This is a genomic window from Dermacoccus sp. PAMC28757 (genome assembly GCF_014302635.1).
Classification (GTDB): Bacteria; Actinomycetota; Actinomycetes; order Actinomycetales; family Dermatophilaceae; genus Dermacoccus; species Dermacoccus abyssi.
The window spans coordinates 1853128-1878388 of record NZ_CP060292.1 but is presented as its reverse complement, the minus strand read 5'-3'; the positions used below and the strand labels follow the sequence as shown (position 1 = coordinate 1878388).

Annotated in this window: 19 protein-coding genes; 1 reads left to right on the top strand and 18 read right to left on the bottom strand. The window is 68.4% G+C overall.

Features of this window, described 5'->3' with window-relative positions:
- Positions 1-4 precede the first annotated feature (4 nt).
- Positions 5-3061 carry an Rne/Rng family ribonuclease gene (locus H7F30_RS08990; protein WP_129665296.1) on the bottom strand — a complete coding sequence of 1019 codons (3057 nt, stop codon included), beginning with the start codon at positions 3059-3061 and terminating at the stop codon, positions 5-7.
- A gap of 388 nt (positions 3062-3449) precedes the next feature.
- Positions 3450-4187, bottom strand: a complete 738-nt coding sequence (locus tag H7F30_RS08985) for a TIGR03936 family radical SAM-associated protein (protein ID WP_082128832.1) — start codon at positions 4185-4187, stop codon at positions 3450-3452.
- Positions 4188-4236: 49 nt separating this feature from the next.
- Between H7F30_RS08985 and H7F30_RS08980 the strand changes: the two genes are divergently transcribed.
- Entirely contained in the window at positions 4237-5532 is a 1296-nt protein-coding gene (locus H7F30_RS08980; protein ID WP_129665295.1) for an MFS transporter, read from the top strand.
- Between the two features lie 22 nt (positions 5533-5554).
- Here the strand turns inward: H7F30_RS08980 and H7F30_RS08975 are convergent, their stop codons facing one another.
- The 16 genes from H7F30_RS08975 to rimP all read right to left on the bottom strand — a co-directional run bounded on the left by H7F30_RS08975 (position 5555) and on the right by rimP (position 25258).
- Positions 5555-6610, bottom strand: a complete 1056-nt coding sequence (locus H7F30_RS08975; protein WP_129665293.1) for a hypothetical protein — start codon at positions 6608-6610, stop codon at positions 5555-5557.
- Positions 6610-8613 carry a TIGR03960 family B12-binding radical SAM protein gene (locus H7F30_RS08970; protein ID WP_047312031.1) on the bottom strand — a complete coding sequence of 668 codons (2004 nt, stop codon included), beginning with the start codon at positions 8611-8613 and terminating at the stop codon, positions 6610-6612. Before H7F30_RS08970 ends, H7F30_RS08975 begins: the two co-directional genes overlap by 1 nt.
- Before the next feature lie 86 nt (positions 8614-8699).
- Positions 8700-9767, bottom strand: coding sequence for a low specificity L-threonine aldolase (locus H7F30_RS08965; protein WP_187034676.1), 1068 nt, complete (start codon positions 9765-9767; stop codon positions 8700-8702).
- Positions 9764-10444: an SDR family oxidoreductase gene (locus H7F30_RS08960; RefSeq protein ID WP_187034674.1), complete on the bottom strand. Its 681-nt coding sequence runs from the start codon at positions 10442-10444 to the stop codon at positions 9764-9766. The genes H7F30_RS08965 and H7F30_RS08960 overlap by 4 nt, the downstream gene beginning before the upstream one ends.
- On the bottom strand, positions 10437-11873 hold the full coding sequence (locus tag H7F30_RS08955; protein ID WP_187034672.1) for a DUF6421 family protein: 1437 nt from the start codon (positions 11871-11873) through the stop codon (positions 10437-10439). Before H7F30_RS08955 ends, H7F30_RS08960 begins: the two co-directional genes overlap by 8 nt.
- A gap of 162 nt (positions 11874-12035) precedes the next feature.
- The gene (locus tag H7F30_RS08950; protein ID WP_370562314.1) at positions 12036-13871 is read right to left on the bottom strand and encodes a long-chain fatty acid--CoA ligase; all 1836 of its coding nucleotides are present in this window, start codon (positions 13869-13871) and stop codon (positions 12036-12038) included.
- Positions 13872-13936: 65 nt separating this feature from the next.
- On the bottom strand, positions 13937-15067 hold the full coding sequence (gene rodA / locus H7F30_RS08945) for a rod shape-determining protein RodA (protein ID WP_255464721.1): 1131 nt from the start codon (positions 15065-15067) through the stop codon (positions 13937-13939).
- Positions 15054-16004: a bifunctional riboflavin kinase/FAD synthetase gene (locus tag H7F30_RS08940; RefSeq protein WP_047312025.1), complete on the bottom strand. Its 951-nt coding sequence runs from the start codon at positions 16002-16004 to the stop codon at positions 15054-15056. Before H7F30_RS08940 ends, rodA begins: the two co-directional genes overlap by 14 nt.
- 9 nt (positions 16005-16013) lie before the next feature.
- On the bottom strand, positions 16014-17114 hold the full coding sequence (locus tag H7F30_RS08935) for a HoxN/HupN/NixA family nickel/cobalt transporter (protein WP_205744884.1): 1101 nt from the start codon (positions 17112-17114) through the stop codon (positions 16014-16016).
- Positions 17115-17208: 94 nt separating this feature from the next.
- The gene (gene truB, locus H7F30_RS08930) at positions 17209-18138 is read right to left on the bottom strand and encodes a tRNA pseudouridine(55) synthase TruB (protein WP_129665278.1); all 930 of its coding nucleotides are present in this window, start codon (positions 18136-18138) and stop codon (positions 17209-17211) included.
- Positions 18135-18569, bottom strand: coding sequence for a 30S ribosome-binding factor RbfA (rbfA, locus tag H7F30_RS08925; RefSeq protein WP_187034669.1), 435 nt, complete (start codon positions 18567-18569; stop codon positions 18135-18137). Before rbfA ends, truB begins: the two co-directional genes overlap by 4 nt.
- 165 nt (positions 18570-18734) lie before the next feature.
- Entirely contained in the window at positions 18735-19835 is a 1101-nt protein-coding gene (locus H7F30_RS08920; protein WP_255464720.1) for a TRM11 family methyltransferase, read from the bottom strand.
- Between the two features lie 381 nt (positions 19836-20216).
- The gene (infB, locus tag H7F30_RS08915; RefSeq protein WP_187034667.1) at positions 20217-23105 is read right to left on the bottom strand and encodes a translation initiation factor IF-2; all 2889 of its coding nucleotides are present in this window, start codon (positions 23103-23105) and stop codon (positions 20217-20219) included.
- A gap of 81 nt (positions 23106-23186) precedes the next feature.
- Positions 23187-23579, bottom strand: coding sequence for a YlxR family protein (locus H7F30_RS08910; protein WP_255464719.1), 393 nt, complete (start codon positions 23577-23579; stop codon positions 23187-23189).
- A 114-nt stretch (positions 23580-23693) separates the two neighbouring features.
- Entirely contained in the window at positions 23694-24707 is a 1014-nt protein-coding gene (nusA, locus tag H7F30_RS08905) for a transcription termination factor NusA (RefSeq protein WP_187034665.1), read from the bottom strand.
- Positions 24707-25258 carry a ribosome maturation factor RimP gene (rimP, locus tag H7F30_RS08900; RefSeq protein WP_129665272.1) on the bottom strand — a complete coding sequence of 184 codons (552 nt, stop codon included), beginning with the start codon at positions 25256-25258 and terminating at the stop codon, positions 24707-24709. Before rimP ends, nusA begins: the two co-directional genes overlap by 1 nt.
- Positions 25259-25261 lie beyond the last annotated feature (3 nt).

The window sequence follows — 25261 nt, the reverse complement described above, 5'->3', positions numbered from 1 at the left end:
GCGATCAGGACTCGTCGGCCTTCGTGCCCGGCGCACCGGCCGGGGCGACGACGCGCGTGCGCTTCTTGCGGGCCGGGGCCTTCGCCTCGGAGGTGACCGCAGCCTGCGTCGGAGCGCTCTGCGCGGAACCGGCGGCGTCGCTCGCCTCACCGGCGACCTTCGTCAGCGGCGCGCTCGACATCGGCGCGGCAGCCAGGTCGACGGCCTGCAGGCTCACGGGCGCACCCGAGCTCGACGCCGCACGACGACGCGGACGCTTCGCGGCGGCCGTCGCCTCCTGCGTGACGACGGGCGCCTCCGCCTGAGTCGGGGCCGAGTCAGCGGCGACCTTCGGAGCATCAGCGGGCGTCTCGGGCGACGCAGCGGCAGCTGCCGGAGCGTCACTCGTGGTCGTGGAGGCCTGAACCGTCATGACGGTCGCCTCTCCGGCTGCCGTGGGCGCACCCGTCGATGTGGCGACACGACGCGAGCCGCGACGGCGAGCCGGGGCCTTGCCCTGCTCCTGCGGCGCGCTTTTCGTCGAGGTGCTCGACGACTCGACGTGCCCGACGTTCTCACGCACCGTGGTGCGCTCGGGTGCGGCCGCCTTCGTCGCGGCGTCCTTCTCGCTCACGACTGCGTCCTCGGACGAGGCCGTGGAGACCGGCTCGGACGTGGCCGACTTGTCGCCCGCGGAGATGGCAGCAGCGTGCGCCGCAGCCGCGATCTGGGCGAACCCGTTGTCGCGCTCGTCGCCCTTCTTGTCGTGGGACGAGTCGTTGGAGTTCGAGTTCGAGCCGCCGGAGGTGTTGCCGTTGCCGCCTCCGTTGTTGGAGCCACCGTTGCCGTTGCCACCGCGACGCGAGCCACGACCCTTGCGGTTCGTGTCGTTGCCGTTGATGTCACGGTTCTCGACCGGGTGGTCGTGCACGATGATGCCGCGCCCATGGCACGACTCGCACTGCTCGGAGAACACCTCGACGAGGCCCGAACCGACACGCTTACGCGTCATCTGCACGAGGCCGAGCGACGTCACCTCGGCGACCTGGTGCTTCGTCCGGTCACGTCCAAGGCACTCGAGGAGACGGCGCACGACGAGCTCGCGGTTGCTCTCGAGCACCATGTCGATGAAGTCGACGACGATGATGCCGCCGATGTCGCGCAGTCGCAGCTGACGCACGATCTCCTCGGCAGCTTCGATGTTGTTCTTCGTCACCGTCTCTTCGAGGTTGCCGCCGGAGCCGACGAACTTGCCCGTGTTGACGTCGACCACCGTCATGGCCTCGGTGCGGTCGATGACGAGCGAACCACCGCTCGGCAGCCAGACCTTGCGGTCCATGGCCTTGGCGAGCTGCTCGTCGATGCGGTGCTTGGCGAAGACGTCCTTCTCGCCGGTCCACTTCTCGAGGCGCTCGGTGAGGTCGGGCGCCACCTCGGAGATGTAGGAGTGCACCTCGTTCCAGGCGCGGTCGCCGGAGACGACCATCTTGGCGAAGTCCTCGTTGAAGACGTCACGGATGACGCGGACCGTGAGGTCCGGCTCGCCGTGCACGAGCACCGGGGCGTTGCCGCTCTCGGCCTTCTTCTGGATCTTCTCCCACATCTTCGTGAGGCGCTCGACGTCGGCGCGCAGCTCCTCCTCGGAGGCACCCTCGGCAGCCGTGCGCACGATGACGCCGGCGTCGGCGGGCACGACCTCCTTGAGGATCTTCTTCAGGCGCGCGCGCTCCACGTCGGGCAGTTTGCGGCTGATGCCCGTCATCGAGTTGCCCGGCACGTAGACGAGGAAGCGCCCCGGAAGGGAGATCTGCGAGGTCAGGCGGGCGCCCTTGTGGCCGATCGGGTCCTTCGTCACCTGGACGAGGACGCTCTCGCCCGCCTTGAGGGCGTGCTCGATGCGCTTGGGCTGGTTGTCGAGGCCGGCGGCGTCCCAGTTGACCTCACCGGCGTACAGCACGGCGTTGCGGCCGCGACCGATGTCGATGAACGCGGCCTCCATGGAGGGCAGGACGTTCTGGACGCGACCGAGGTAGACGTTGCCGGCCATCGACGAGGCCTGCTCCTGGCGCGAGACGTAGTGCTCGGCGAGCACGCCGTCCTCGAGGACACCAATCTGCGTGCGGCCCTCGCGCTCACGCACGACCATGACGCGCTCGACGCTCTCGCGGCGAGCGAGGAACTCGGCCTCGGTGATGACGGTGCGGCGACGACCGGCCTCGCGGCCCTCGCGGCGGCGCTGCTTCTTCGCCTCGAGACGCGTCGACCCCTTGATCGAGGTGACCTCGTCCTTGGCCTTGCGGGGCTCGCGGACGCGGGTGACGGTGTTCGGGTCGTCGGAGTCCGAGCCGCCCGAACCGCTGCGGCGACGACGGCGGGTGCGCTTGCGCGAACCCGAGTCGTTGGAGTCCTCGTCGCCGTTGTCGGAGTCGTTCGAGGCGTTGTCCGAGGTGTCGTCCTCGTTTGCGTCGCCGTCGCGCTCGGCGTTCTTGCCGTTGTTCGAGCCGTTCGACTCGTTCGAGTTCTTGTCGCCCGAGTTGTTCGAGTCGCCGGAATCGCCCGAGTTCTTGGAGGAGTTCGAGCGGCGACCGCGGCCACCGCGCCGGCGGCGACGCGGGGTCTGGTCGTCGTCGTTGTCATCGGTGTCGTCGTCGCCGGAGGCGTTCACGTCGTCGGCGTCGCCGTCCCCCGCGGCGACGGAGTTGGCCGAACTGTCGCTGCGATCGTTGTTCCCGTCGCGCGAACCGCGACGACCGCCTCGCCCGCGGTTGCCACGCGAGGTGTCGTCCCCGTCGTCGCCGTCCTCCGAGCGGGACTCGGCGTCGTCGTCCGAACCGGAGACCTCATCACGCTCGTCCTCGCGGCGCATACGCTCACGCTTGGGAGCGCGCTTCTGCGGGTCCGGAGCCTGGAAGAGCAGACCGAAGGCTGCGCCGGGCGCGGGAGCCGCAGCTGCCTCATCGGTGGTGTCGGTTTCCTCGGTCTCGTCGACCTCCGGCGTTTCGGGAGCCTGCTGTGAGGCGAAAGGACTACCTGCGAAGAAGGGGCTCGCGAAGGTGGTCTCGTCGTTGTTCTCGGGGGCCATGGGCCCTCCTTCTCGTCGGCACGGCGTGTGCCACAGAAAGGCCCGTTTGGCCTTGCACGCGCCGCGGCGCGGATGAAGCAAATCGCCGTCTCGGGTCGTGACCCGCAACGACGGAAGTCGTCTTCTACGTGGATCGTCGGCTCGCGCATCGCGCGGCACCGAACGTCACGCCGCAGCCCCTCGCGGTCGGCAGCTTCGCAGTGTGTGCGTCGGCCACCCTCGCTCCGGACGGCTTCGGGTGAGGTGCGGCTCGCGCCGTCGTCCCCCACGTCCCGTCGGCGCGGTCGGAAGGTTCTGCGGGTTCGCCGCGAATTCTGTGAGACTCACGCGAACCACAGGCATTATCGCACAGGTCGTCGCCGTGCGGCCCACTCGCCACGCGAGGACATCATTGCTCGAACGGGTCTCCGACCGTGTTGCCGGGCTCCAGAGTGCCCTGCGCGAGGCGGGTCATGAGCGGCGGGCGCGGAACGACGAGTTCCGTGAGTTCACCGATGCCCTTGAGCACGTCGTTGGGTCGCACGGCGGGCGTGGTGTGCTGGATCGTCATCGTCCACCGGGCGATCTCGGCACCGGCGTCGGAACGAACCCCGACGACATCGGAGGTGAGGACGGCCTGGCGGACGTCGAACTCGCGCACGCCCGACTTCGTCATGCGCGTGACGAGCAGTTCGGTGCGAGTCATGAACGCGTCGACGGCTTCGGTGAGGGTCTCGAGCGGGATGCCCTCGAAGTCGAGTTGCCAGACGCTGGCCTGGAGCAGATCCGCGAGCGCACCCGGTGCGGCTTCCACGACACGCAGGACCGCGAGATCCGTCGGCAGTGACTCGTCGAGTGCCTCACGAAGCTTCTCGACGTCACACACCTGCGTCAGTTGGAGCTGGAAGTACTCCGACTCGGACGCCGTTCCCGTCGGGGCAGCGTTGGCATAGGAAATACGCGGATGAGGGTGGAAGCCGGCGGAGAAGGCCATCGGCACGCCCGCGCGACGGACCGCTCGCTCGAGCGCGCGCTGAAAGTCGCGTGTCGAGGAGAAGCGCAGGCGCCCGCGCTTGGCGTAGCGCACGGACACCTTCTGCACTGCCGGTGCGGGAGGTGGGCCTTCGGGAACTCGCTGACGTGCCACGAGTGAGAAGCCTACCCGTGCTCGCGCCGAGCGCCTCTACCATGCGTTCATGACGCAGCCGATGCGCCCGCGCGCACCGCGGCTCCACCCCGCTTGGATCGTCGCGGGCATCACTTTCATCACAGCGATCTCCGCCGCCGGTTTCCGTTCGGCACCGAGCGTCATGATGCATCCGCTCCACGAGGAGTTCGGGTGGTCGATGGGCCTCATCGGCTCCGCCGTGTCGGTCAATCTCCTCTTCTACGGCCTCACTGCGCCGTTCTCCGCCGCAGCCATGGAGCGTTTCGGCGTCCGCGCGGTCGTGGTTGCCGCGCTCGCCCTCATCGCCGCAGGCGCCGTGCTGCCGGTGTGGATGACGCAGCCGTGGCAGCTCATCGCGTGCTGGGGCGTGCTCATCGGCCTCGGTGCCGGCGTCATGTCGATGTCGCTCGTCGCGACGGTGAGCAACCGGTGGTTCGAGAAGCGCCGCGCCACCGTTTCGGGTGTTCTGGCCGCCGGGGCGGCGACGGGCCAGCTCATCTTCCTGCCGATCCTGGCCCAGCTCACCGATGCGTCGGGCTGGCGCTCGGCCACCGTCGCCATCGGTGCACTGGCGCTCGTCGCGATCCCGCTTGTGCTCTGGCGCATGCGCAATCACCCCGCCGACCTCGGCGTCAACGCCTACGGCGTACCGGCCGACGAGCCCGTGCGCACTCCCCCACCGGTTTCCACGGGCGCGGCCCGACTCGCGCTCTCCTCGCTCAAGGACGCGGCCGCCCGTCCGGCGTTCTGGACCCTGGCCTTCACGTTCGCCGTGTGCGGCGCGACGACGAACGGCCTTGTCGGCACCCACTTCATTCCGGCAGCCATGGATCACGGCATGGCCGGCACAGCCGCCGCGAGCCTTCTCGCGCTCGTCGGGGTGTTCGACATCATCGGCACGGTCTTCTCGGGATGGCTCACCGACCGCGTCGACCCAGCGCTGCTGCTCACGATCTACTACGCGGGCCGGGGACTGAGCCTCATCGTGCTGCCCATGCTCTTCACCGACGACGTGAAGCCGAGCATGTTCGTCTTCATCCTCTTCTACGGCCTCGACTGGGTGGCAACCGTGCCGCCCACCATTGCCCTGTGCCGCGCGTACTTCGGCCCGGAGCGAGGCGCCATCGTCTTCGGCTGGGTCTTCGCGAGCCACCAGATCGGGGCGGCGATCGCCGCGACGGCGGCGGGCATGGTGCGCGACGAACTCGGCACCTACACGTGGGCCTGGATGGTCGGGGCCGCGCTGTGCGGACTCGCTGCTATGGCATGTCTGGGCATGAGGCGTCGAGGTCGGGTGCCGAGCGAGGTCACGGTCCCCGCCTGATCCGGGTGAGCCCCCTCGGCCATCAGCGGAAGACGCGGGTGAGCACCGCCGTCGGACCTTCGATCGGGCCCTTCGTGAGCGGTTCGCGCGGAACGGCCGAGCGCCACAGGAGAGGAAGGACAAGTCCGAGAGCCGTGAGGATCGCGACGTTCGCCCAGCTGTCGTCGGGCTGCCCCGGCGCGTACGAGCGTACGTACCAGGCGAGGTATCCGATCTGCACCACGTAGACGCTGAGCGTCATGGCACCCGCGACAGAAAGCAGCGGGATGTCGACGTGGTCGGGAGCGAGCCCGAGCCAGACGCCCGAGATACCGACGACGAGCAGCGCGCAGAAGGCGACCTCGAGGTGCGTGCCGCTGTAGGGCTCGAAGTCGATGCGGCCGGCCTCCTTGGCGAGCATCAGCCCTGCAGCCAGGAGGAGCGAGAAGGCGCCTGCTGCCGCGATGTGCCAATTGAGGCGAACCGACGACATCGCTCGCCAGAGGATGATGCCGATGCACGTGAAGACGAGGAGCGTCGTCAGGCGATAGTGGGTGCCGGTGAAGACCACATTCCACAAACGCGCACCGACCTGGTCGCCCCGGACGGCAGCCTCGGCCGCCTTCAAGCCGAACGACTCCATGAAGTACGGGGCCGAAGCCCACAGCGCCGTCGCGACACCGGCAAGCGCCGTCACGGGAAGCCGAGCGAGCAACGGAGCCAGAAGGGTCGGCAACGCGAGGTAGAGCAGGACGATGTCGACCTGGGCTCCCCACGTCTCGAGCCACAAACCGAGAGCGACCAGCACGGCGGCGCGAATGCCGGCGCGCACGAACGCGGCCGGGAGCCCGCGGCTTCCTCGGTCACCCAGTTCGGCGCCGATGCCGATGAGAAGAGCGAACAGCGGCGCCGTGGCGAACTCCGTCAGGTTGAACAGGCGCAGCGGCCCGGGGCTCGGAGCGCAGTGCGCCACGAACATCGCGATGAGGACGAGTCCGCGCAGACTGTCGACGCGGGTGTCACGGCCCCTGACGCTCGCCGGAGCTCGACGTGCGCGTCCAGAGCGTCCTCGCCGGGACGCCCTGGAGCGTGTGGCCATCAGTGCGAGTGCTCGGCTGACGCCAGCTTCTTGGCTCCCGAGCCGAGAACGGTGAGTGGCAGCAACGTCTTGCCCGTGGGGCCGATCTGGATGTCGGTGTCCATCTGCGGGCACACGCCACAGTCGAAGCACGGCGTCCAGCGGCAGTCGTCGACCTCTTCCTCGTCGAGGGCGTCCTGCCAGTCCTGCCAGAGCCATTCCTTGTCGAGGCCGGAGTCGAGGTGATCCCACGGGAGCACCTCGAGTTCGCCGCGCTCGCGCGTGGTGTACCAGTCGACGTCGATGGGGTCGTCCATCTCCGCGAAGACGCGGGCGGCCTGTTCCATCCACCGCTCGTAACTGAAGTGTTCGCTCCAGCCGTCGAACCGGCCGCCGTCACGCCAGACCGCCTCGATGACCGACCCGATGCGTCGGTCACCGCGGCTGAGCAGCCCCTCGACGATGCCGGGCTTGCCGTCGTGGTAGCGCATGCCGATGCTCGAACCGAACTTCTTGTCGGAGCGGATGGCGTCCTTGAGCTTCTTGAGGCGCTCGTCGGTCTCCTCCGCGGAGAGCTGACCGCACCACTGGAACGGCGTGTGCGGCTTCGGGACGAAGCCACCGATGGAGACGGTGCAGCGGATGTCCTTGCGACCCGAAACCTGGCGGCCCGTCTCGATGACGCGCTTGGCCATGTCGGCGATCTGCAGGACGTCCTCGTCCGTCTCGGTGGGAAGCCCGCACATGAAGTACAGCTTCACCTGACGCCAGCCGGCGCCGTAGGCCGCTGCAACCGTGTTGATGAGGTCGTCCTCGGAGACCATCTTGTTGATGACCTTGCGGATGCGCTCGCTGCCGCCCTCGGGCGCGAACGTCAGGCCGGAGCGTCGACCGTTGCGGGTGAGCTCGTTGGCGAGGTCGATGTTGAACGCGTCGACGCGGGTCGAGGGCAGGGACAGACCCGTCTGGGTGCCCTCATAACGGTCGGCCAGGCCCTTGGCGAGATCACCGATTTCGGTGTGGTCGGCGGAGCTGAGGGACAGCAGGCCGACCTCCTCGAAACCGGTTGCGGCCAGGCCGTTCTCGACCATCTCGCCGATACCGGTGATGGAGCGCTCGCGCACCGGGCGGGTGATCATGCCTGCCTGGCAGAAGCGACAGCCGCGGGTGCAGCCGCGGAAGATCTCGACGCTCATGCGCTCGTGCACCGACTCGGCCATCGGTACGAGCGGCTGCTTCGGGTACGGCCACTCGTCGAGGTCCATCACCGTGTGCTTCGAGACGCGCCACGGCACGCCCTGCGCCTCCTCGGTGAGGACGACGCGCTGGATGCGCCCGTCGGGCAGGTAGTCGACCTGGTACATCGACGGCACGTAGACACTGCCGGTACGCGCGAGCTCAAGCAGGAGGCCACGGCGTCCGCCGGGCTTACCGCTGCTCTTCCACTCCTTGATGATGTCGGTGATGAGGAGGACGGCCTCCTCGCCGTCACCGACGACGGCGGCATCGATGAAGTCCGCGATGGGCTCGGGGTTGAAGGCCGAGTGCCCGCCCGCGAGGACGATGGGGTCGTCGAGACCCCGCTCGTTCGCGTGCATCGGGATACCCGCGAGATCGAGCGCCGTCAGCAGGTTCGTGTAGCCGAGCTCGGTGGAGAACGAGACACCCAGCACGTCGAAGTCGCGCACGCTGCGGTGACCGTCGACGGTGAACTGCGGAACGCCGGATTCGCGCATGAGCGTTTCCATGTCCGGCCACATCGAGTACGTGCGCTCGGCGAGAGCGTCGTCGCGCTCGTTGAGCACTTCGTAGAGGATCATGACGCCCTGGTTGGGCACGCCCACCTCGTAGGCGTCGGGGTACATGAGCGCCCAGCGGGTGGTCAGCTCCTCACCGTCGGGGCCGTAGCCGCCGCAGTTCCAGTCCTTGAGTTGGGCGTTGAGCTCGCCGCCGACGTACTGGATCGGCTTGTTCACCTGCTCCAGCAGGGGCTCAAGGTCGTGGAAGAGGGACTCACCAGGCATGTTTCAAGAATAGGTGCGCCCACGGACAACCCCAAAAGGTTGCCGTGGGCGCGCCTGTCGCGTGAGTGTGACGGCCTGCCGGACGGTCAGCCGGTGGTTGCCTCAGCGATGGCGGCGACGAACGCGTCCACGTCGGTCTCGCTCGTGTCGAACGAGCACATCCAGCGCACCTCGCGGCGCGCCGCGTCCCAGTCGTAGAACCGGAACTTCTCGCGCAGGACGTCGGCCACACCTTCGGGCAGCACCGCGAAGTTGCCGTTGACGTACGTGTGCTGGGTGAACTCCACGCCGTTGATGGAACCGTCCGCGAGGCCGGCCTCCACGCCGTCGCGCAGACGACGCGCCATCGCGTTGGCGTGACGGGCGTTCTCGAGCCACAGCTCGCCCTCGTACAGGGCGATGAGCTGCGCCGCGACGAACCGCATCTTCGACGACAGCTGCATCGTGTACTTGCGCACGTACGGCAGGCCTTCGGCTGCCTCCGGGTTGATGACGACGACCGCCTCGGCGAGCATCGCACCGTTCTTGGTGCCGCCGAGGCTGAGGACGTCGACGCCGGCGTCCGTCGTCATCTCGCGCAGACTGACGCCGAGGGCCGCCGCTGCGTTCGACAGCCGCGAGCCGTCGAGGTGCAGCTTGAGGCCGAGCGAGTGGGCGTGGTCGGCGAGCGCCTTGATCTCCTTGACCGTGTAGAGCGTGCCCAGCTCGGTCGACTGCGTGATCGAGACGACGCCGGGCTGCGCGCGGTGCTCGTCACCGAAGCCCCAGGCCTCGGTGTCGACGAGTTCCGGCGTCAGCTTTCCGTCGGGCGTGACGACGTTGAGGATCTTGAACCCCCCGACGCGCTCCGGGGCACCGCCCTCGTCGACGTTGATGTGCGCCGTCGTCGCAGCGATGACCGCGCCCCAACGCGGCAACATGGCCTGCAACCCGACGACGTTCGCGCCGGTGCCGTTGAAGACGGGGAACGCCTCGACGTCGTCACCGAAGTGACGGGCCATGACCTCCTGTAGCCGCGCCGTGTACACGTCGGCGCCGTAAGCCACCTGGTGTCCGCCGTTCGCCGCCACGAGGGCTGCCATGACGTCCGGGTGCACCCCGGCATAGTTGTCCGAGGCGAAACCGCGCTCGTTGAGGTCGTGCTCCGTCTTCACGCCTGACTCCCGGTGAGGTCGATGATCTGGTCGTTCACGTCGGCCGCGTCGCCCGCGAAGTCGGTGACCACGGCGTCGGCGAGCGATTCTTCCAGACCGTCCAACCCCTTGACGCGGTAGATCACCGCGGCACCGGAGAGGTCACGTCCCTCGTCACGCGCTGCCTTGGTGAAGCCATGTGCGAGGGCCCGCGTCCAGGCTTCCGTCGCGGCCTTGACCGCGGCGTAGTTGGCACCACCGGCGAGCGGGCGCTTGAGCGCCGTGCTGGACACGACGGCCACCCGGCCCCGGCTCGAGGCCTGCAGGTCGGCGTCGAACGCGCGGGAGACGAAACGCAACGCGGTGAACGAGTTCTCGAGGAACCGGTAGTCGGCCTCACTCTGACCGGCGAGGCCTCCCCCGCCGCGCCACCCACCGACGAGGTGGACGAGTCCGTCGATGGGGCCCACCTCGGCGTGCACGCGCTCGGTGAGGCTCGCGACGTCGTCCTCGCTCGCGAGGTCCGCGGCGAACGTCACGGTGCCCGGCACGGCTTCGCGCAGCGCAGCGAGCTTGTCATCACTGCGGCCGACGGCGACAACGCGCGCCCCGGCACCGGCCAGGGCGCGCGCCATCACCTCGCCGCTGGTGCTCGTGGCACCCGCGACGAGCACCGTCAGGGAATTCAGATCAGACATCCTTGCCCGTCATCCCGCTCGTGGAGAGGATCACCGGCTGCATCTTGCGGTTGAAGGCCTCGTAGAACATCGACAGCGGGAACTCGTCGTCGAGCACCGTGTCGGTGTAACCCTTCGGCGGACCGGCGAGCACCTCGTCCGGCAGACCCTTGGCCCATGCGGACGCCGGGTGCGGCGTAAGCACGCCGCGAATGAGGTCGTACGCGGCGAGCCAGTGCGTCACCTTGGGGCGGTCGATCGAACGCCAGTAGAGGTCGTCGATCGCGTCACCGAGTTCGACGACGGCGGCCGGCACGGCATCCCAGTCGAACGCGAGCGACGTGTCGGTCCAGTGAAGGACGCCCTTCTGGTGCAGCCACGCGAAGATCAGCTGCCCGCCGAGGCCGTCGTAGTTGCGCGTTCGGTCCCCCGTGATGGCGAAGCGGAAGATGCGGTCGAAGAGCACGGCGTACTGCACGAGTCCGGCGTGGTCGAGCATCTCCAGCTCATCGTCGGAGAGGCCGAAGCCCTCGTCACGGCGAGCGGCGAGCTTCTTCTCCAGCGCGACGGACTCACGGTAGGTCGTGAGGTCGCAGCGCAGTTCCTCGAGGGAGTACAGGAAGTACGGCATGCGCTGCTTGATCATGAACGGGTCGAACGGAAGGTCACCGCGCATGTGGGTGCGGTCGTGGATGAGATCCCACATGACGAAGGTCTTCTCCGTGAGCTCCTGGTCCTGCGCCAGGCGCTCGGCGCCCTCCGGCAGTTCGAGGCGCGTCACCTCCGCGGCAGCCTTGAGCACCGTGCGGAAGCGCGCTGCCTCGCGGTCCTGGAAGATCGCCCCCCACGTGAACGTGGGCACCTCGCGCATGGCCACCGTCTCCGGGAAGAGCACGGCCGAGTTGGTGTCGTAGCCGTCGGTGAAGTCGAGGAAGCGCAGCGAGACGAAGAGTCGGTTCGTGTACGCGCGCTCGAGGTCCTCGATGAAGCCGGGCCAGATGACCTCGGTCAGGACGGCCTCCATGTGACGGTTCGGCGAGCCGTTCTGGGTGTACATCGGGAAGACGACGAGGTGCTGCAGCCCGTCGACGCGGTTTTGCTGCGGCTGGAACTCGACGAGCGAGTCGAGGAAGTCCGGCACCCCGAAGCCGCCGTCACGCCAGCGCTCGAAGTCGACGACGAGCGCACGCAGGTACGCGTCGTCGTGAGCGAAACGCGGGCGCAGCGTCTCGACGGCATCGACGAGGACGGTGACGTCCTGGCGAGCCTGCTCGTGGTGGGCCGCATCCGGAATCGAACCGTCCTTGACCTGCAGGCTCGCGATGCTGCGCGCGGCCTCCTTAAGGCGCTTCCAGGCCGCACTGTTCTCCACAGCGCCGTCTTCGACGACCTCGGGCTCCCCAACGATCTCCTTGTGCTCACGGTTTCGGAAGGTCGTGTCGACGGACATGGAAAACCTCCAATCGAGGAGTTGCGGCCGTTGGACCCACCCCGGGTCGATGTAAGCGGCGAACGTAGCTGACGGCTCTAACATTACCCGAAGGTGTGCCGCCTCACACAGACGAACGACCCGGTCCGATGCGGACCGGGTCGTTCGTCTTGAGGGTGCTGATCAGTCGGTGTAGAGGCCGTCCAGATCGCTCTTGAACTTCTCGACGACGACGCGACGCTTGAGCTTGAGGCTCGGCGTGATCTCGCCCTCCTCGATGGAAAGGTCGCGCGGCAGGATGATGAAGCGCTTGATCTGCTCCCAGCGGTTGAGCTGCAGGTTCATCTCGTCGACGTAGCCCTGCACCATCTCGCGGCAGGCGTCGCTCGTGACGATGTCGCGGTAGCTCTTGCCGGCCATGCCGTTCTTCTCGGCCCAGCCCGCGATGGCCTCCTCGTCGAGCGTGATGAGGGCGGAGACGAACTTGCGACCGTCACCCTCGACCACGAGGTTGGAGGCGTAGGGGCACACGCCCTTGAACATTGCCTCGATAGCACCCGGCGAGACGTACTTACCGTTCGAGGTCTTGAACAGGTCCTTCTTGCGGTCGGTGATGCGGATGTGGCCGCTCTCGTCGATCGCACCGATGTCACCGGTGTGGAACCAGCCGTCGACGAGCACGCGACTCGTCTCCTCCTCGAGGTTCCAGTACCCCTGCATGACGCCCGGGCCCTTGACGAGAAGCTCGTCGTCCTCGCCCAGCTTGAACTCGGTGCCCGGCAGCGGCCATCCGACGGTGCCGGCCTGGTTGGCGCCGAGGTAGGGGCGGTTGACCGAGGCCGCAGCAGACGACTCCGACAGGCCGTAACCCTCGAGCACCGGCATGCCGACGGCGGAGAACCACAGCGCGACGTCCTTGTTGAGGGCCGCCGAACCGGAGATGAAGTAGCGGATCTGCCCACCGAAGCGGTCGCGGATCTTCGCGAGGACGAGCTTGTCCGCGAGCTTGTACTTCGCCGCAAGGGCGCCGCTCGGCTCGTGTCCCTGGGCGCGGGCCTCGGCCACCTGCATGCCGACACCGACCGACCACTTGTAGAGCTTGAGCTTGACGCCGCCGTCGGCCTCCATCATGCCGTTGATGCGGGCGTAGACCTTCTCGAAGATGCGCGGCGCAGCGCCCATCCACGTCGGCTTCGTCTCGGGCAGGTTCTCGACGATCTTGTCGACGCGACCGTCGACGACCGTCGGGAAGCCGACCTGCATCGGCAGGCACAGAAGCATCTTGCCGAACACGTGGGCCAGCGGGAGCCACAGGTACTGCACGTCGTCGGAGTTGAGCAGCCCGGTCGAGTCGACGGCGGCCGCCTCGTACGCCCATGCGGAGTGCGGCAGACGCACGCCCTTGGCCGGGCCGGTCGTTCCCGACGTGTAGATGAGGGTGGCGAGGTGCTCGGGCTGGATGCCCTCCATGCGCTCCTCGACGACGTTGGGCTCCTTGGCGAGCAGTTCCTCACCGAGCTTCTGCAGGTCGTCGAGGGTGATGACCCAGTCGCCGTCACCCTCGCCGTCGAACGTGACGACCTTGACGATCTCACCGATCTGGTCACGACCCTGGCGCAGCTTGTCGACCTGCTCGGCGTCCTCGGCGAAGACGATGCGCGAGCCGGAGTCGGTGAGGATGTGGACGACGTCCTTGAGCTGCGACGTCGGGTAGACGGTGGTGGTGGCGGCACCGGCCAGCATGGTGCCGAGGTCGGCGAGCACCCACTCGAGGCGCGTCGACGAGGCAATGGCGACACGCTCCTGGCCTTCGATGCCCAGGGAGATGAGACCGGCGGCGATCGCGCGCACATCCTTGTCGGTCTGCGCCCACGTCATCGACTTCCAGGCGCCGTCCTTGGCGAAGCGGAAGCCCTCCTCGTGCGGCGTCTTCGCGACGCGCTGCGTGAACAGGTGAGCGACGGAGCGTGCCCGGTTGTCGAGGATGCTCCGATCGAAGGTCTCGTCAGCTTTGTTCATGACCATGGTGTGCCCTCCAGAGGTGCGGCGCCGGCAGTTACCCGCGGGTTCACATCGTGTTTCCCTCACGATATGCGACGGCGCGATGCCGCATGGACGTTTCCGACGAGCCCGACCGCGATCCAACAGGAGAACATGCTCGAACCGCCGTAGGACACGAACGGCAACGGCACACCGGTGACGGGCATGAGCCCCAGGTTCATCCCGATGTTCTCGACGCTCTGGAAGAGGAACCAGCCCGCGATCGCTCCGCACAGGATGCGGCCGAAGGCGTCCCGCGAGCGGATGCCGATGACGAGCGTCCGCACGACGACGAACATCTCGAGGGCGACGATGCCGAGCGCACCGACGAAGCCGAGCTCCTCCCCTGCGACGGAGAAGACGAAGTCGGTGTACTGGAAGGGGATGAATCCACCCTGGGTCGAGCGGCCCTCGAACAGCCCCTGACCGAACCAGCCGCCCGAACCGATGGCGAGCTTGACCTGCGCGACCTGATAACCGATGCCCGACGGGTCGGCCTCGGGCCGCCAGAACGCGAGGAGCCGCTCGCGTTGGTACTGAGCGAGCAACGGCGTCGTGAAGGCGAGGACCGCCACGGCCACGGCGGCGGCGAACAGCCAGGCGAAGACCCGCGCACGAAGCCCCGCGACTGCGAACGCGGAAACCGCCGTCGCGGTGACGACGAGCGCCGAGCCGAGGTCCGGCTGCGCCATGATGAGCGCGAGCGGAACGGCCGCGAGACCGAGGCCGACACGGACGTCACGCCGGGCGAGCGCGCCCCTCACCTGATCGGTGTCGGCGAGCGCTGACGCGAGGGCAAGGCCGAGAGCCACCTTGGCAATCTCGGCGGGTTGGACGGAGAAACCCGGCAGCTCGATCCACGACCGCGAGCCGTTGATCGTGCTGCCCAGTGGACTGAGGACGGCGAGGAGTCCGAGAACCCCGGCGAGGTAGGCCAGCGGAACGGCCGCCCGCAGCGTGCGAGCGTCGAGGCGCAACACGGCAAACGCCAAGGCCATACCGACGGCGACGTTGAGTGCTCCGCGGACGGCAAAAGAGCTTCCGCTCGTCGTGGCCGTTGCCGACCATGTGAGCAGGATGCCGACGAGGCTCAGGCCCGCCGCGGCAACGAGCAGGCCGAGGTCGAGGTGCGCGAGGTCGCGCAAGCCCCGACCGCGTCGTTCACGAGCAGCCAAGGACAGGGCGTGAGGCGGCGACGTCGGCGTGCATCTGCTCGATGAGTTCGTCGATGGAGTCGAACTTCACGTTGCCACGCAGGCGGTCGACGAACTCGATGGCCACGCGCTCGCCGTACAGCTCAAGGTCGTCACGGTCCAGAACGTAGGCCTCCACCGTGCGCTCCGGAATGTCGAAGGTCGGGTTGGTGCCCACGGAGATCGCGGCCGGCAGCCGGTACTCGGGGTGGTCCTGCGGCAGTTCACGACGCACGAGCCACCCGGCGTACACGCCGTCGGCAGGTACGACGCCGTCGGCGTCACGGGCGAGATTGGCGGTCGGGAAACCGAGCTCGCGGCCCCGTTGGAACCCCTTGACGACCTCGCCGACGACGCAGTGGTGACGCCCGAGCACGTCGGCGGCCTCGTCGACCTTGCCCGCTGCGAGCAACTCACGCACCTGCGTCGACGACCAGCGGACGCCCGGGCCGACGTCGTCGAGCGCGACGACGTCGAAGCCGAACTCCTGGCCGAGTTCGCGCAGGGTGTCGATGTCACCGGAGTTCTTGATGCCGAAGCGGGTGTCCTTCCCGACGACGACGGCGCGGGCGCCGAGCGCGTCGACGAAGGTGCCCTCGACGAACTCACGGGGCGTCTCGGCGGCCAGTTCGCGGGTGAACGGCATGACGACGACGGCGTCGAGGCCGCGCTGTTCGAGCAGGTAGAGACGGTCCTCGAGCCCGGTGAGCAACTCAGGTGCGCGATCCGGGTGAAGGACGGCGAGGGGGTGCGGGTCGAACGTCACCGCAACCGTCTTGGCGTCATGCTTGGCTGCCTGCTCGTGGAGCTCGGCGATGACCGCAGCGTGCCCTCGGTGGACGCCGTCGAAGTTTCCCAGGGTGACGACGGTGGGACCGAAATCGGTCGGCAGGTCGGAAGGATCACTCAGGCGCAACACTCGCCCACCTTAGCCGTTGACGCCGAGCTCGCGCTCATCGATACGTGCCAGGCGCCACACCGCCACGGCGAGCAGCCACGTCACGACGAAGAGCCCGACGATGACGTATCCGACCTCGTCGAGCGGGATCGCGCCGAGCCACGCCACCGGCCCGCTCGTGATGCCCCACTTGTCGCTGACGACAGAGGCGAGTTCGATCGTGCCGATGACGAGGGCGACGACGACCGAGAGGCCGGTGACGGTGACGTTGTAGTACAGGCGCCGCAACGGCTTGGCGAAGGCCCAGTCGTAAGCACGCGTCATGAAGACGCCGTCCGCGGCGTCGAGCAGGCTCATGCCCGCGGCGAAGATGACGGGCAGGGTGAGGATGGCGTACCAGGGCAGGGCGAAGGCCGCCGCTCCGCCGGCGAGGACGAGCAGCGAGACCTCGGTCGCCGTGTCGAACCCGAGGCCGAAGAGGAAGCCGAGCGGGTACATCTGGGCCGGCTTGGTGATCGACTTCGTCGCACCGCGGAAGAAGCGCGCGAAGAAGCCACGGCCGTTGAGGTATTCCTCGAGGGCGACCTCGTCGAGGTGACCACGACGGGCCCGACGCCAGACGCGCACGATGCCGATGAGGCTCACGAGGTTGAGGATGCCGATGAGCCACAGGAAGCTGCCGGAGACGGTGGGCCCGAAGATGCCGAGCCACCGGTGCAGGCTCGAATCGTCGTCGGCCACCGGTCCGGCAATGGCCTTGACGCCGAGGGCGAGCAGGAGGCACATCGTGAAGACGACGCTCGAGTGGCCGAGCGAGAACCAGAAGCCGACGCTCACCGGTTTGCGATCGCGCCCGTCGTTGAGGAGCTTGCGTGTCGTGTTGTCGATGGCCGCGATGTGGTCGGCGTCGAAGGCGTGGCGCATCCCGAGCGTGTAGGCCGTGATTCCGAGCCCGATGCCGAAGACCTGGCCCCGTCCGTCGGTGCCGAGATGGAGGTTCTGGGGCGCCACGATGAGCGCGAGCACACCCCAGCCGAGCACGTGCAGGAGGGCGACGAAAGCCGTCATCCCCAGGATCGAACGCCGCTCGGCGGCATTGAAGCCTTTCCACCAGGTGGGGAGCTTGGACACGGTGGCCTCTCGGGTGACGGTGCGAAACCTGAGCATCGTACGCCCGGAGCACCGACTGTTGCGACGGCGTCGCAGAAACCGGCTGGCCGGTGGATTACTTCGGGAAGGTGACCCGGGATTTCGCCTTCGGGGTGCTCTCGTCGAGGATCGCCGCGAGGCGCCCGTCGGGGGCGATGGCGGCCACGGTCTCGGCGCGCTCCGGTGCCGAGGCGATGCGCTGGCCGAAGGTCAGCGCCCGCTCCTCGTCCTCGGTGACGTGATGAACGGCGAAGGCGTCTGCGGCGGCGTCCGCCATCGGGATGACGCTCGGGGCCCGGCCGGTGTCGACTTCGTCCGAGATGTCGTCGAGGGTGCGGGCAGCGTCGAGCGTGAAGGTGCCGACGCGGGTACGGCGCAGGGCCGTGAGGTGGCCGCCCACGCCGAGGGCGGCTCCGAGGTCACGTGCGAGGGCACGCACATACGTGCCCGAGGAGACCTCGACGACGACATCGACGTCCACGACGCGCGTGGCACCATCGGCACTCGTTTCGCGCACCTCGAGAACATCGAAGCGGCCGACCGTGACGGGGCGGGCGGCGAGTTCGACGTCCTCTCCCCCACGCACCCGGGCGTAGGAGCGCTTGCCGTCGACCTTGATGGCGCTCACGCTGCTCGGCACCTGGTCGATGTCGCCGGTGAGTTCGGCGACAGCAGCGCTGAGGGCCTGCTCGGTCACGACCTCGCGCGTGGCACCGGGCGCATCGACGACATCACCTTCGGCGTCGTCGGTGACGGTGGACTGCCCGAGCCGGATCGTGGCCGTGTACTCCTTGTCGCAGCCGACGAGGAAGGTGAGCAGCTTCGTCGCGCGATTGACGCCCACGACGAGCACGCCGGTGGCCATCGGGTCGAGGGTGCCGGCGTGCCCGACCCGGCGCGTGTTCGCGAGGCGTCGCATCCGGCCGACGACGTCGTGCGACGTCCATCCGGCCGGTTTGTCGACGACGAGGATGCCGTCGGGTGTCTGCGGTCGCGCGTCGTTCACTGCTCGTCCGCGGCCTCGGGCTTCTTGTACGGGTCGGCCTCGCCGGCGAACGAAGCCCCCTGCGAGGACCGCGCGAGTTCCTCGTCGCGGGCGCGCGCCTTGGCGAGCGCGTCCTCGAGGTGAGCGGCGCCCTCGGGCAGGGCGTCGGGAAAGAACTCGATCGTCGGCGTGAGGCGGATGCCGAGACCCTTGCCGACGTGGCTGCGGATGCGACCGCGGTTGTCGGCGAGCGCCTCGGCGGTGGCGGCGCGCTCGGCGTCCGAGCCGAAGACGGTGTAGAACACCGAGGCGTTCTGCAGGTCGCCCGTGACACGCACGTCGGTGATCGTGAGGAAGCCCACCCGCTCGTCCTTGAGACGGAACTCGACGAACTCGGCGACGAGCGACTTGATGCGGTCAGCGACCTTGCGGGCGCGAGCCTGGTCGGCCATGGGATCCTCCTTGAGCCGGGCGACGTTTTCGCCCCAACCCTATGTGATGTGTCGGCGCGTGAGCACCGTGGTTTTCGCGTGTGTGGCAGCTGCCTGCTCCGGCGTTTCGCCGGGCAACAGCCGTGGCGCGGCGGGCTGTGACGCACGCCGTCGCCCCGGCGTGCGTCAGCCCTTGCGGGCGACCACGATGTCGCGGTCGATCGAGGCGTCGACGCGGTGACGGAACGCGTCCTCATCGAGGCCGGCGGCAGGCGCGCCTTGGCCGTGGACGACCGAGAAACCATGCGCGTCGAGCACGTCGGCGAGTTCGCCGGGCTTCACGACGTGGCGGTTGTAGGCGAGGCCGACCGTGCCGCCCGTGCGCAGGGTGTCGTGCCAGGACGGCAGCGCTCGCTCGAGGAGCTGCACCGGGGAACGGTCCAGCTTGTCGCCGTGGGAGCCGTGCTGGACGCCGTAGGGCGTGTCGGCGACGACGACGTCGACGCTCGTCCTGCGCATGACACGCCCGAGCCTGGTGGTGTCGACGTTGAGGTAGGTGACCTGTTGGGTGCGTCCGGCCTTCCAGTCTTCCTTCGTCGGTGCCGTCTCGAGTTCGAGGGCACGCCCGAGCGTCCGGCCTTCGCGACGCACCTGGCTGGCCTCGATCTCGTGCTTGAGGCGGTGGGAGCGAAGCCACGTCGTGATGAACGCCTGGTAGGCCTCGAAGTCCTTCTTGTCGAGGTCGACACCGGTGACGTCGATACCGCGCAGGAGGCAGGTGTTGAGGGTGGTGCCGCGACCGCACATGGGGTCGAGCACGTGGAGGGAGCCGTCGAGCAGCGCCTGCGGGCGCTTTGCGAGCGCAGCGGTGACGTTGAGGAGAAGGTGGGTGAACTGCTCGTTCGTCTTGCCCTGGTACTTCTGGATCGTGACGAGGTCGTCGCTGTAGGGGCGACGACGTTCGAGGGCCGTCGGGCGCAGCAGCCCGTCGGCCGAACCGAAGAGGGCGAAGGCGCCGCTGGCCTCACTCACGACGCGGGTGAGCAGGTCGTCGTCGCCTTCGATGTTGAGGTAATCGACGCCGGCGACGGTGACGGGTCGTACGCGGGCGTCCAGGTCCAAAGCGTCGGCCATGACGCTGATCTCCGCGGCGTTGAGGCGCGCGGCGTCTCCGGCGTAAACGCGGTTCGACGAGGGTGCGAGGAGCAGGAGGCGCCCGTCGGGCGCGGTGTCGAGCGATGAGCGAAGCGCGGGCTGGGTCTCGTCGGCGGCGTTCTCGTAAATCACGGGCTCCAGTGTGCCGCAGTGACAACCCCTCCCCCGAATCCGCGGCGTTCCAGCCAGGCGACGAAGGTCCAGGCTGCGGGAGCTCAGATCTCCAAGTCGAGAGTGCGGAACGCGGCCACCATCGAACGGAGATGCGACTTTAGAAGCCCACATGCGGAAAGCCCAACACTCCCCATGACCGAACCACGCTGGAAGCGGACTCCGCAGAACAAGCGAAAGCCCCCACGAACCCCGAGCTTGCGAGGGGTCGTGAGGGCTTTCGCTTGTGATGCGGCCCGAAGGGCTGTCGCACCGAGGCTGAATCCCGAGCCTGCGAGGGATTCAGACCGGAAGGCGGCCCAAGGGAACGCACTCAGACCGGAAGACGGCCCAAGGGAACGGCTAATCCCTCGGCTTCTCCCGCATTTCGTACGTCGTGATGAGGTCACCGACCTGGACGTCGTTGTGCGAGCCCAGGTTGATACCGCACTCGAAGCCTTCGCGGACCTCGGTGACGTCGTCCTTGAAGCGACGCAGACCGGCGATCTCGAGGCTTTCGGTGATGACGACGCCGTCACGCGTGATGCGTGCCTTGGAGCCGCGCTTGATCTCACCGCTGCGCACCATGGATCCGGCGATGTTGCCGAACTTGGACGAGCGGAAGATCTCGCGGATCTCGGCGGAACCGAGCTCGTGCTCCTCGTACTCCGGCTTGAGCATGCCCTTGAGGGCCTGCTCGATCTCGTCGATCGCCTGGTAGATGACCGAGTAGTAGCGGATCTCGACGCCTTCCTTCTCGGCGTATTCGGCGTTCTGGCCTTCGGCGCGAACGTTGAATCCGACGATGATGGCGTTGGAGGCGACTGCGAGGTTGATGTTGTTCATCGTGATCGCGCCGACACCACGGTCGATGATCCGCAGGTCCACGTCGTCGCCGACGTCGATCTGCAAGAGCGCGTCCTCGAGTGCTTCGACCGAACCCGACACGTCACCCTTGAGGATGAGATTGAGGGTTTCGACCTTGCCGGCAGCGAGCTGCTCGTTGAGGTCCTCGAGGCTGATGCGCTTGCGAGCCTTGGCGAGCGAGGCCTGCCGGTCTGCCGCTTCACGCTTCTCGGCGATCTGACGGGCCGTGCGGTCGTCCGGGGCCACGATGAACGTGTCACCGGCGCGCGGCACGGAGGCCAGACCCGTGACGAGCACGGGACGGCTCGGGCCGGCTTCCTGAACGTTCTCGCCGTGCTCGTCGAGCATGGCGCGAACGCGTCCGTAGGCCTGGCCGGTGACGATGGCGTCACCGACGCGCAACGTACCGGACTGCACGAGAACCGTTGCGACGGCACCGCGACCACGGTCGAGGTTGGCCTCGATCGCGACACCGCGGGCGTCCTTGTCCGGGTTGGCGCGCAGGTCGAGCGCGGCGTCGGCGGTGAGCAGGACGGCCTCGAGGAGGCTGTCGATGTTCTGCCCCTGCTTGGCCGACACGTCGACGAACATCGTCTCGCCGCCGTACTCCTCGGCGATGAGGTTGTACTCGGTCAGCTGCTGACGCACCTTGGCCGGGTTCGCGCCGTCGGCGTCGATCTTGTTGACCGCCACGACGATCGGTACGTCGGCCGCCTGGGCGTGGTTGAGCGCCTCGATCGTCTGCGGCATGACGCCGTCGTCGGCCGCGACCACGAGGATGGCGATGTCCGTGACCTTCGCACCACGGGCACGCATGGCGGTGAATGCCTCGTGACCGGGGGTGTCGATGAAGGTGATGGGACGGTCGACGCCCTCGTGCTCCTTGTGGACCTGGTAGGCACCGATGTGCTGCGTGATGCCACCGGCCTCGCCCTTGCCGACGTCCGCGTTGCGGATGGCGTCGAGCAGGCGCGTCTTACCGTGGTCGACGTGACCCATGACGGTGACGACCGGGGGACGCTGCTCGAGCATCTCGTCGTCCTCGCCCTCGGCCTCTGCCTCGAGGTCAATGTTGAACTGGGAGAAGAGTTCCTTCTCCTCGTCCTCCGGCGAGACGACACGGATGTCGTAGCCGAGCTCGGCACCGAGCAGCTGGAACGTGTCCTCGTCGAGCGACTGCGTCGCCGTGGCCATCTCACCGAGGTGGAACAGCACGGTGACGAGGCTCGCCGGGTTCGCGTCGATCTTGTCGGCGAAGTCCGTCAGGGACGCACCGCGGCGCACCTGGATGACGGTCGAACCGTTGCCGCGCGGGACGCTGACGCCGCCGATCGACGGAGCCTGCATCTGCTCGAACTCCTGACGCTTCGCGCGCTTCGACTTACGACCGCGGACCTTGCTGCCGCCGCGACCGAAGGCACCCTGGGTGCCGCCGCGACCACCGGGGCCACGACCGCCACCGCCGGGACGACCGGCGAAGCCGCCGGGACGGCCGCCGCCACCGGGGCGACCTGCGCCACCACCGCGGGCCGGGCGTTCGCCCGGACGCGGAACGGCAGCCTGCGACGGCATCATGCCCGGGTTCGGGCGCGGTGCGCCGGAGCCACCCGCGGGACGGGGGCCACCTGCACCGGCCGGACGCGGACCGCCCGCACCAGCGGGACGGGGACCGCCCGCACCGGCCGGACGCGGACCGCCCTGACCCTGACCACGGTTGCCGGGACGCGGCATGCCCTGGCTGGGCGCGAACGGGTTGTTGCCCGGACGCGGGGAGCCGCCTTCGCGGCCGCCGCCACGACGATCGCCCTGCGGACGCTCGCTGCGGCCCATGCCCTGGCTCGAGCTGAACGGGTTGTTACCCGGACGCGGAGCACCGGGGCGCGGGCCGGGACGGCCGGCACCGGGACGCTCGTTGCGAGCGGGCGCGGTCGGAGCCGGCTTCGGCGCTGCAGGGCCGGGCTTCGCACCGGGAGCCTTGGGTGCCGGCGCCGGCGTTGCAGCCTCCGACTTCGGCGTCGCGGGCTTCGCCTCGGCGGGCTTGGGAGCCTGGGCCTCGCGCTTGGGCTCCGGCGACGGCGTGGCAGCCGGGGTCTCGGCCTTCGGCGCAGGCTTGGATGCCGGTGCCTTCGGGCCCGGCTTGGGGGCGCCCAGCTTCGCCGCGGAAGGCGTTGCCTTCTTCGCGGGCGCGCTGGACTTGTCGTCCGCGGACTCGCCGCCTGCCTTCGTCGGCTTCGGCGGGTTCTCCTTGATCTTGCGCACCACGGGCGCCTCGATCGTGGAACTTGCGGACTTCACGAACTCGCCTTGCGCCTTGAGATGCGCAAGGAGTTCCTTGCTTTCGACTCCGAGCTCTTTGGCGAGCTCGTGGACTCGAACCTTGGCCACGTTTCTCCTGTCGGTTTTCGACGGACCGCCAAGGCTTCGAGCCCGGCAGACCGTCAGTTGAGGGTGCTCATCGCTGAGAACTCATCGGGTGCTCATAGCGTCAAACCCGCTTTCGGTCACTGTCGTGGAAGTCCCCCTGCGGGTCCTTCCGGTGTTTTCGTCGTCGTACGACGTGGAACGAATCTCCCGTTCCACCTGTTCCGCCAGCGCGCCGGTGGAAACCGCCGATCGCAGGCGAAGTGCCCGTCCCCAAGCGCGGCGGGTCGTGGCCTGGGAAAGGCACGTCTCGTCGGCGTGGAGCCACGCTCCCCTGCCCGGCATCGCCTTGCGCGAGTCGAGTACCAGGACGGCATTCTCATCGCACACGATGCGCAGCAAAACGGAACGGCCGCCCTTGCCCCGGCATCCGATGCAGGTGCGCTGCGGTTCGGACTTTCGGGAGAGCTCGACATCCGTGTCGGTCACGTTGATCACGTCACCAACCTTCTGTCTGTCACCGTTCGCCCCCTAGCCTACCTGTTCGCCCCCGGGGCGGGAAAACGCGAAATCCTCCGGGTGCCCTCGCACCCGGAGGATTTCCGGCCCGGATCAGCGCTCGTCGGCAACCACCGGAGCGCCCACGGCCGTGTCCGGACGGATGTCGATGCGCCAGCCGGTCAGCTTGGCCGCGAGGCGGGCGTTCTGGCCCTCCTTGCCGATGGCGAGGCTGAGCTGGAAGTCGGGCACGATGACGCGCGCAGCACGCGCCTTCGGGTCCGTCACCTCCACGGACTCCACGCGCGACGGCGAGAGTGCAGCCGCGATGAACTCCTCGGGCTGGCGGGAGAAGTCGACGATGTCGATCTTCTCGCCCTGCAGCTCCGACATGACGGCGCGCACGCGCTGACCCATGGGGCCGATGCAGGAGCCCTTGGCGTTGACGCCGGGCTGCGTCGCGTGCACGGCGATCTTCGTGCGGTGTCCCGCCTCGCGGGCGAGGGCCGCGATCTCGACGGTGCCGTCGGCGATCTCGGGCACCTCCATCGCGAAGAGCTTGCGCACGAGGTTCGGGTGGGTACGCGAGAGGGAGATCTGCGGGCCCTTCGGACCGCGTCGCACGGAGACGACGTAGCAGCGAATGCGCTCGCCGTGGCGGTAGACCTCACCCGGCACCTGTTCGGCGGCCGGGAGGATGCCTTCGATCGTGCCGAAGTCGACCTTGACGAACCGCGAGTCGTTGCTCTGCTGGATCGTGCCGGCGACGATGTCGCCTTCCTTGCCGACGAAGTCACCGAGGATGGCCTCGTCCTCGACGTCGCGCATGCGCTGCACGATGACCTGGCGCGCCGTGCTCGCGGCGACGCGGCCGAAGTTCTTCGGGGTGTCGTCGAACTCGGGGCCCGGCTCGCTCCAGGTGCCGTCCTCCTGCTTCTGCCCGTCCTCGCGCGCCCAGACGACGACGTGTCCGCTCTTGCGGTCGAGCTCGACGCGGGAGCGGCGGTAGGCGCCCTCCTCCTTCTGGTACGCGAGCAGGAGGGCCTGCTCGATCGCCGGGACGATGACGTCCATGGGGATCTCGCGCTCCCGCTCCAGGGCGCGCAGTGCTGCCATGTCGATGTCCATCAGACGTCCTCTCCCACGCCGTCGGTGTCGCCACCGTGCGTGAATTCCACCTGCACCTTGGCGCTGGTGATCGTTGGGTACTCGAGTCGGGTCGGCTCGGCCGAGGCGTGGCCGCCGGCCTTCTTGCCGCCCTGCTCGGGGGTGACGACGATCTCGGTGGCATCGGCGGACGTGAGGCGTCCGGCGATCTTCGAGCCGTCGTCGAGGGTGATCGCCACGAGTCGTCCGACGTTGCGGGCGAAGTGGCGGGGTTCGGTGAGCGGGCGGTCGGTGCCCGGGGAGCTGACCTCCAGAACGTAGGGCTGCTCGCCCATGACGTTCGTGGCGTCGAGCTCGTCGCTGACGACGCGGGTGGCTTCGGCGACCTCGTCGAGCGTGACGGGCGCAACCGGCTCCGTCGTGGCCGTGTCCATCGCCACGATGCGGTCGAGGAGGATGCGCACGAGGCGACGCTTGCCCGCGGGCACGACGGTGACGTCCTCGACGAGTATTCCCAGGGGTTCGAGCTTGGGTGCGAGGGTTTCGATGATCGTTCGTTCCGCGCCTGCCACCGG

Excerpts from the sequence above, each read along its gene's own strand:
- H7F30_RS08980 (WP_129665295.1), top strand. The coding sequence starts at position 4,237 with ATGACGCAGCCGATGCGCCCGCGCGCACCGCGGCTCCACCCCGCTTGG.
- rbfA (WP_187034669.1), bottom strand. The coding sequence starts at position 18,569 with ATGGCCGACCAGGCTCGCGCCCGCAAGGTCGCTGACCGCATCAAGTCG.
- H7F30_RS08970 (WP_047312031.1), bottom strand. The coding sequence starts at position 8,613 with ATGCCTGGTGAGTCCCTCTTCCACGACCTTGAGCCCCTGCTGGAGCAG.
- H7F30_RS08990 (WP_129665296.1), bottom strand. The coding sequence starts at position 3,061 with ATGGCCCCCGAGAACAACGACGAGACCACCTTCGCGAGCCCCTTCTTC.
- nusA (WP_187034665.1), bottom strand. The coding sequence starts at position 24,707 with ATGGACATCGACATGGCAGCACTGCGCGCCCTGGAGCGGGAGCGCGAG.
- H7F30_RS08975 (WP_129665293.1), bottom strand. The coding sequence starts at position 6,610 with ATGGCCACACGCTCCAGGGCGTCCCGGCGAGGACGCTCTGGACGCGCA.
- H7F30_RS08950 (WP_370562314.1), bottom strand. The coding sequence starts at position 13,871 with ATGAACAAAGCTGACGAGACCTTCGATCGGAGCATCCTCGACAACCGG.
- H7F30_RS08955 (WP_187034672.1), bottom strand. The coding sequence starts at position 11,873 with ATGTCCGTCGACACGACCTTCCGAAACCGTGAGCACAAGGAGATCGTT.
- H7F30_RS08960 (WP_187034674.1), bottom strand. The coding sequence starts at position 10,444 with ATGTCTGATCTGAATTCCCTGACGGTGCTCGTCGCGGGTGCCACGAGC.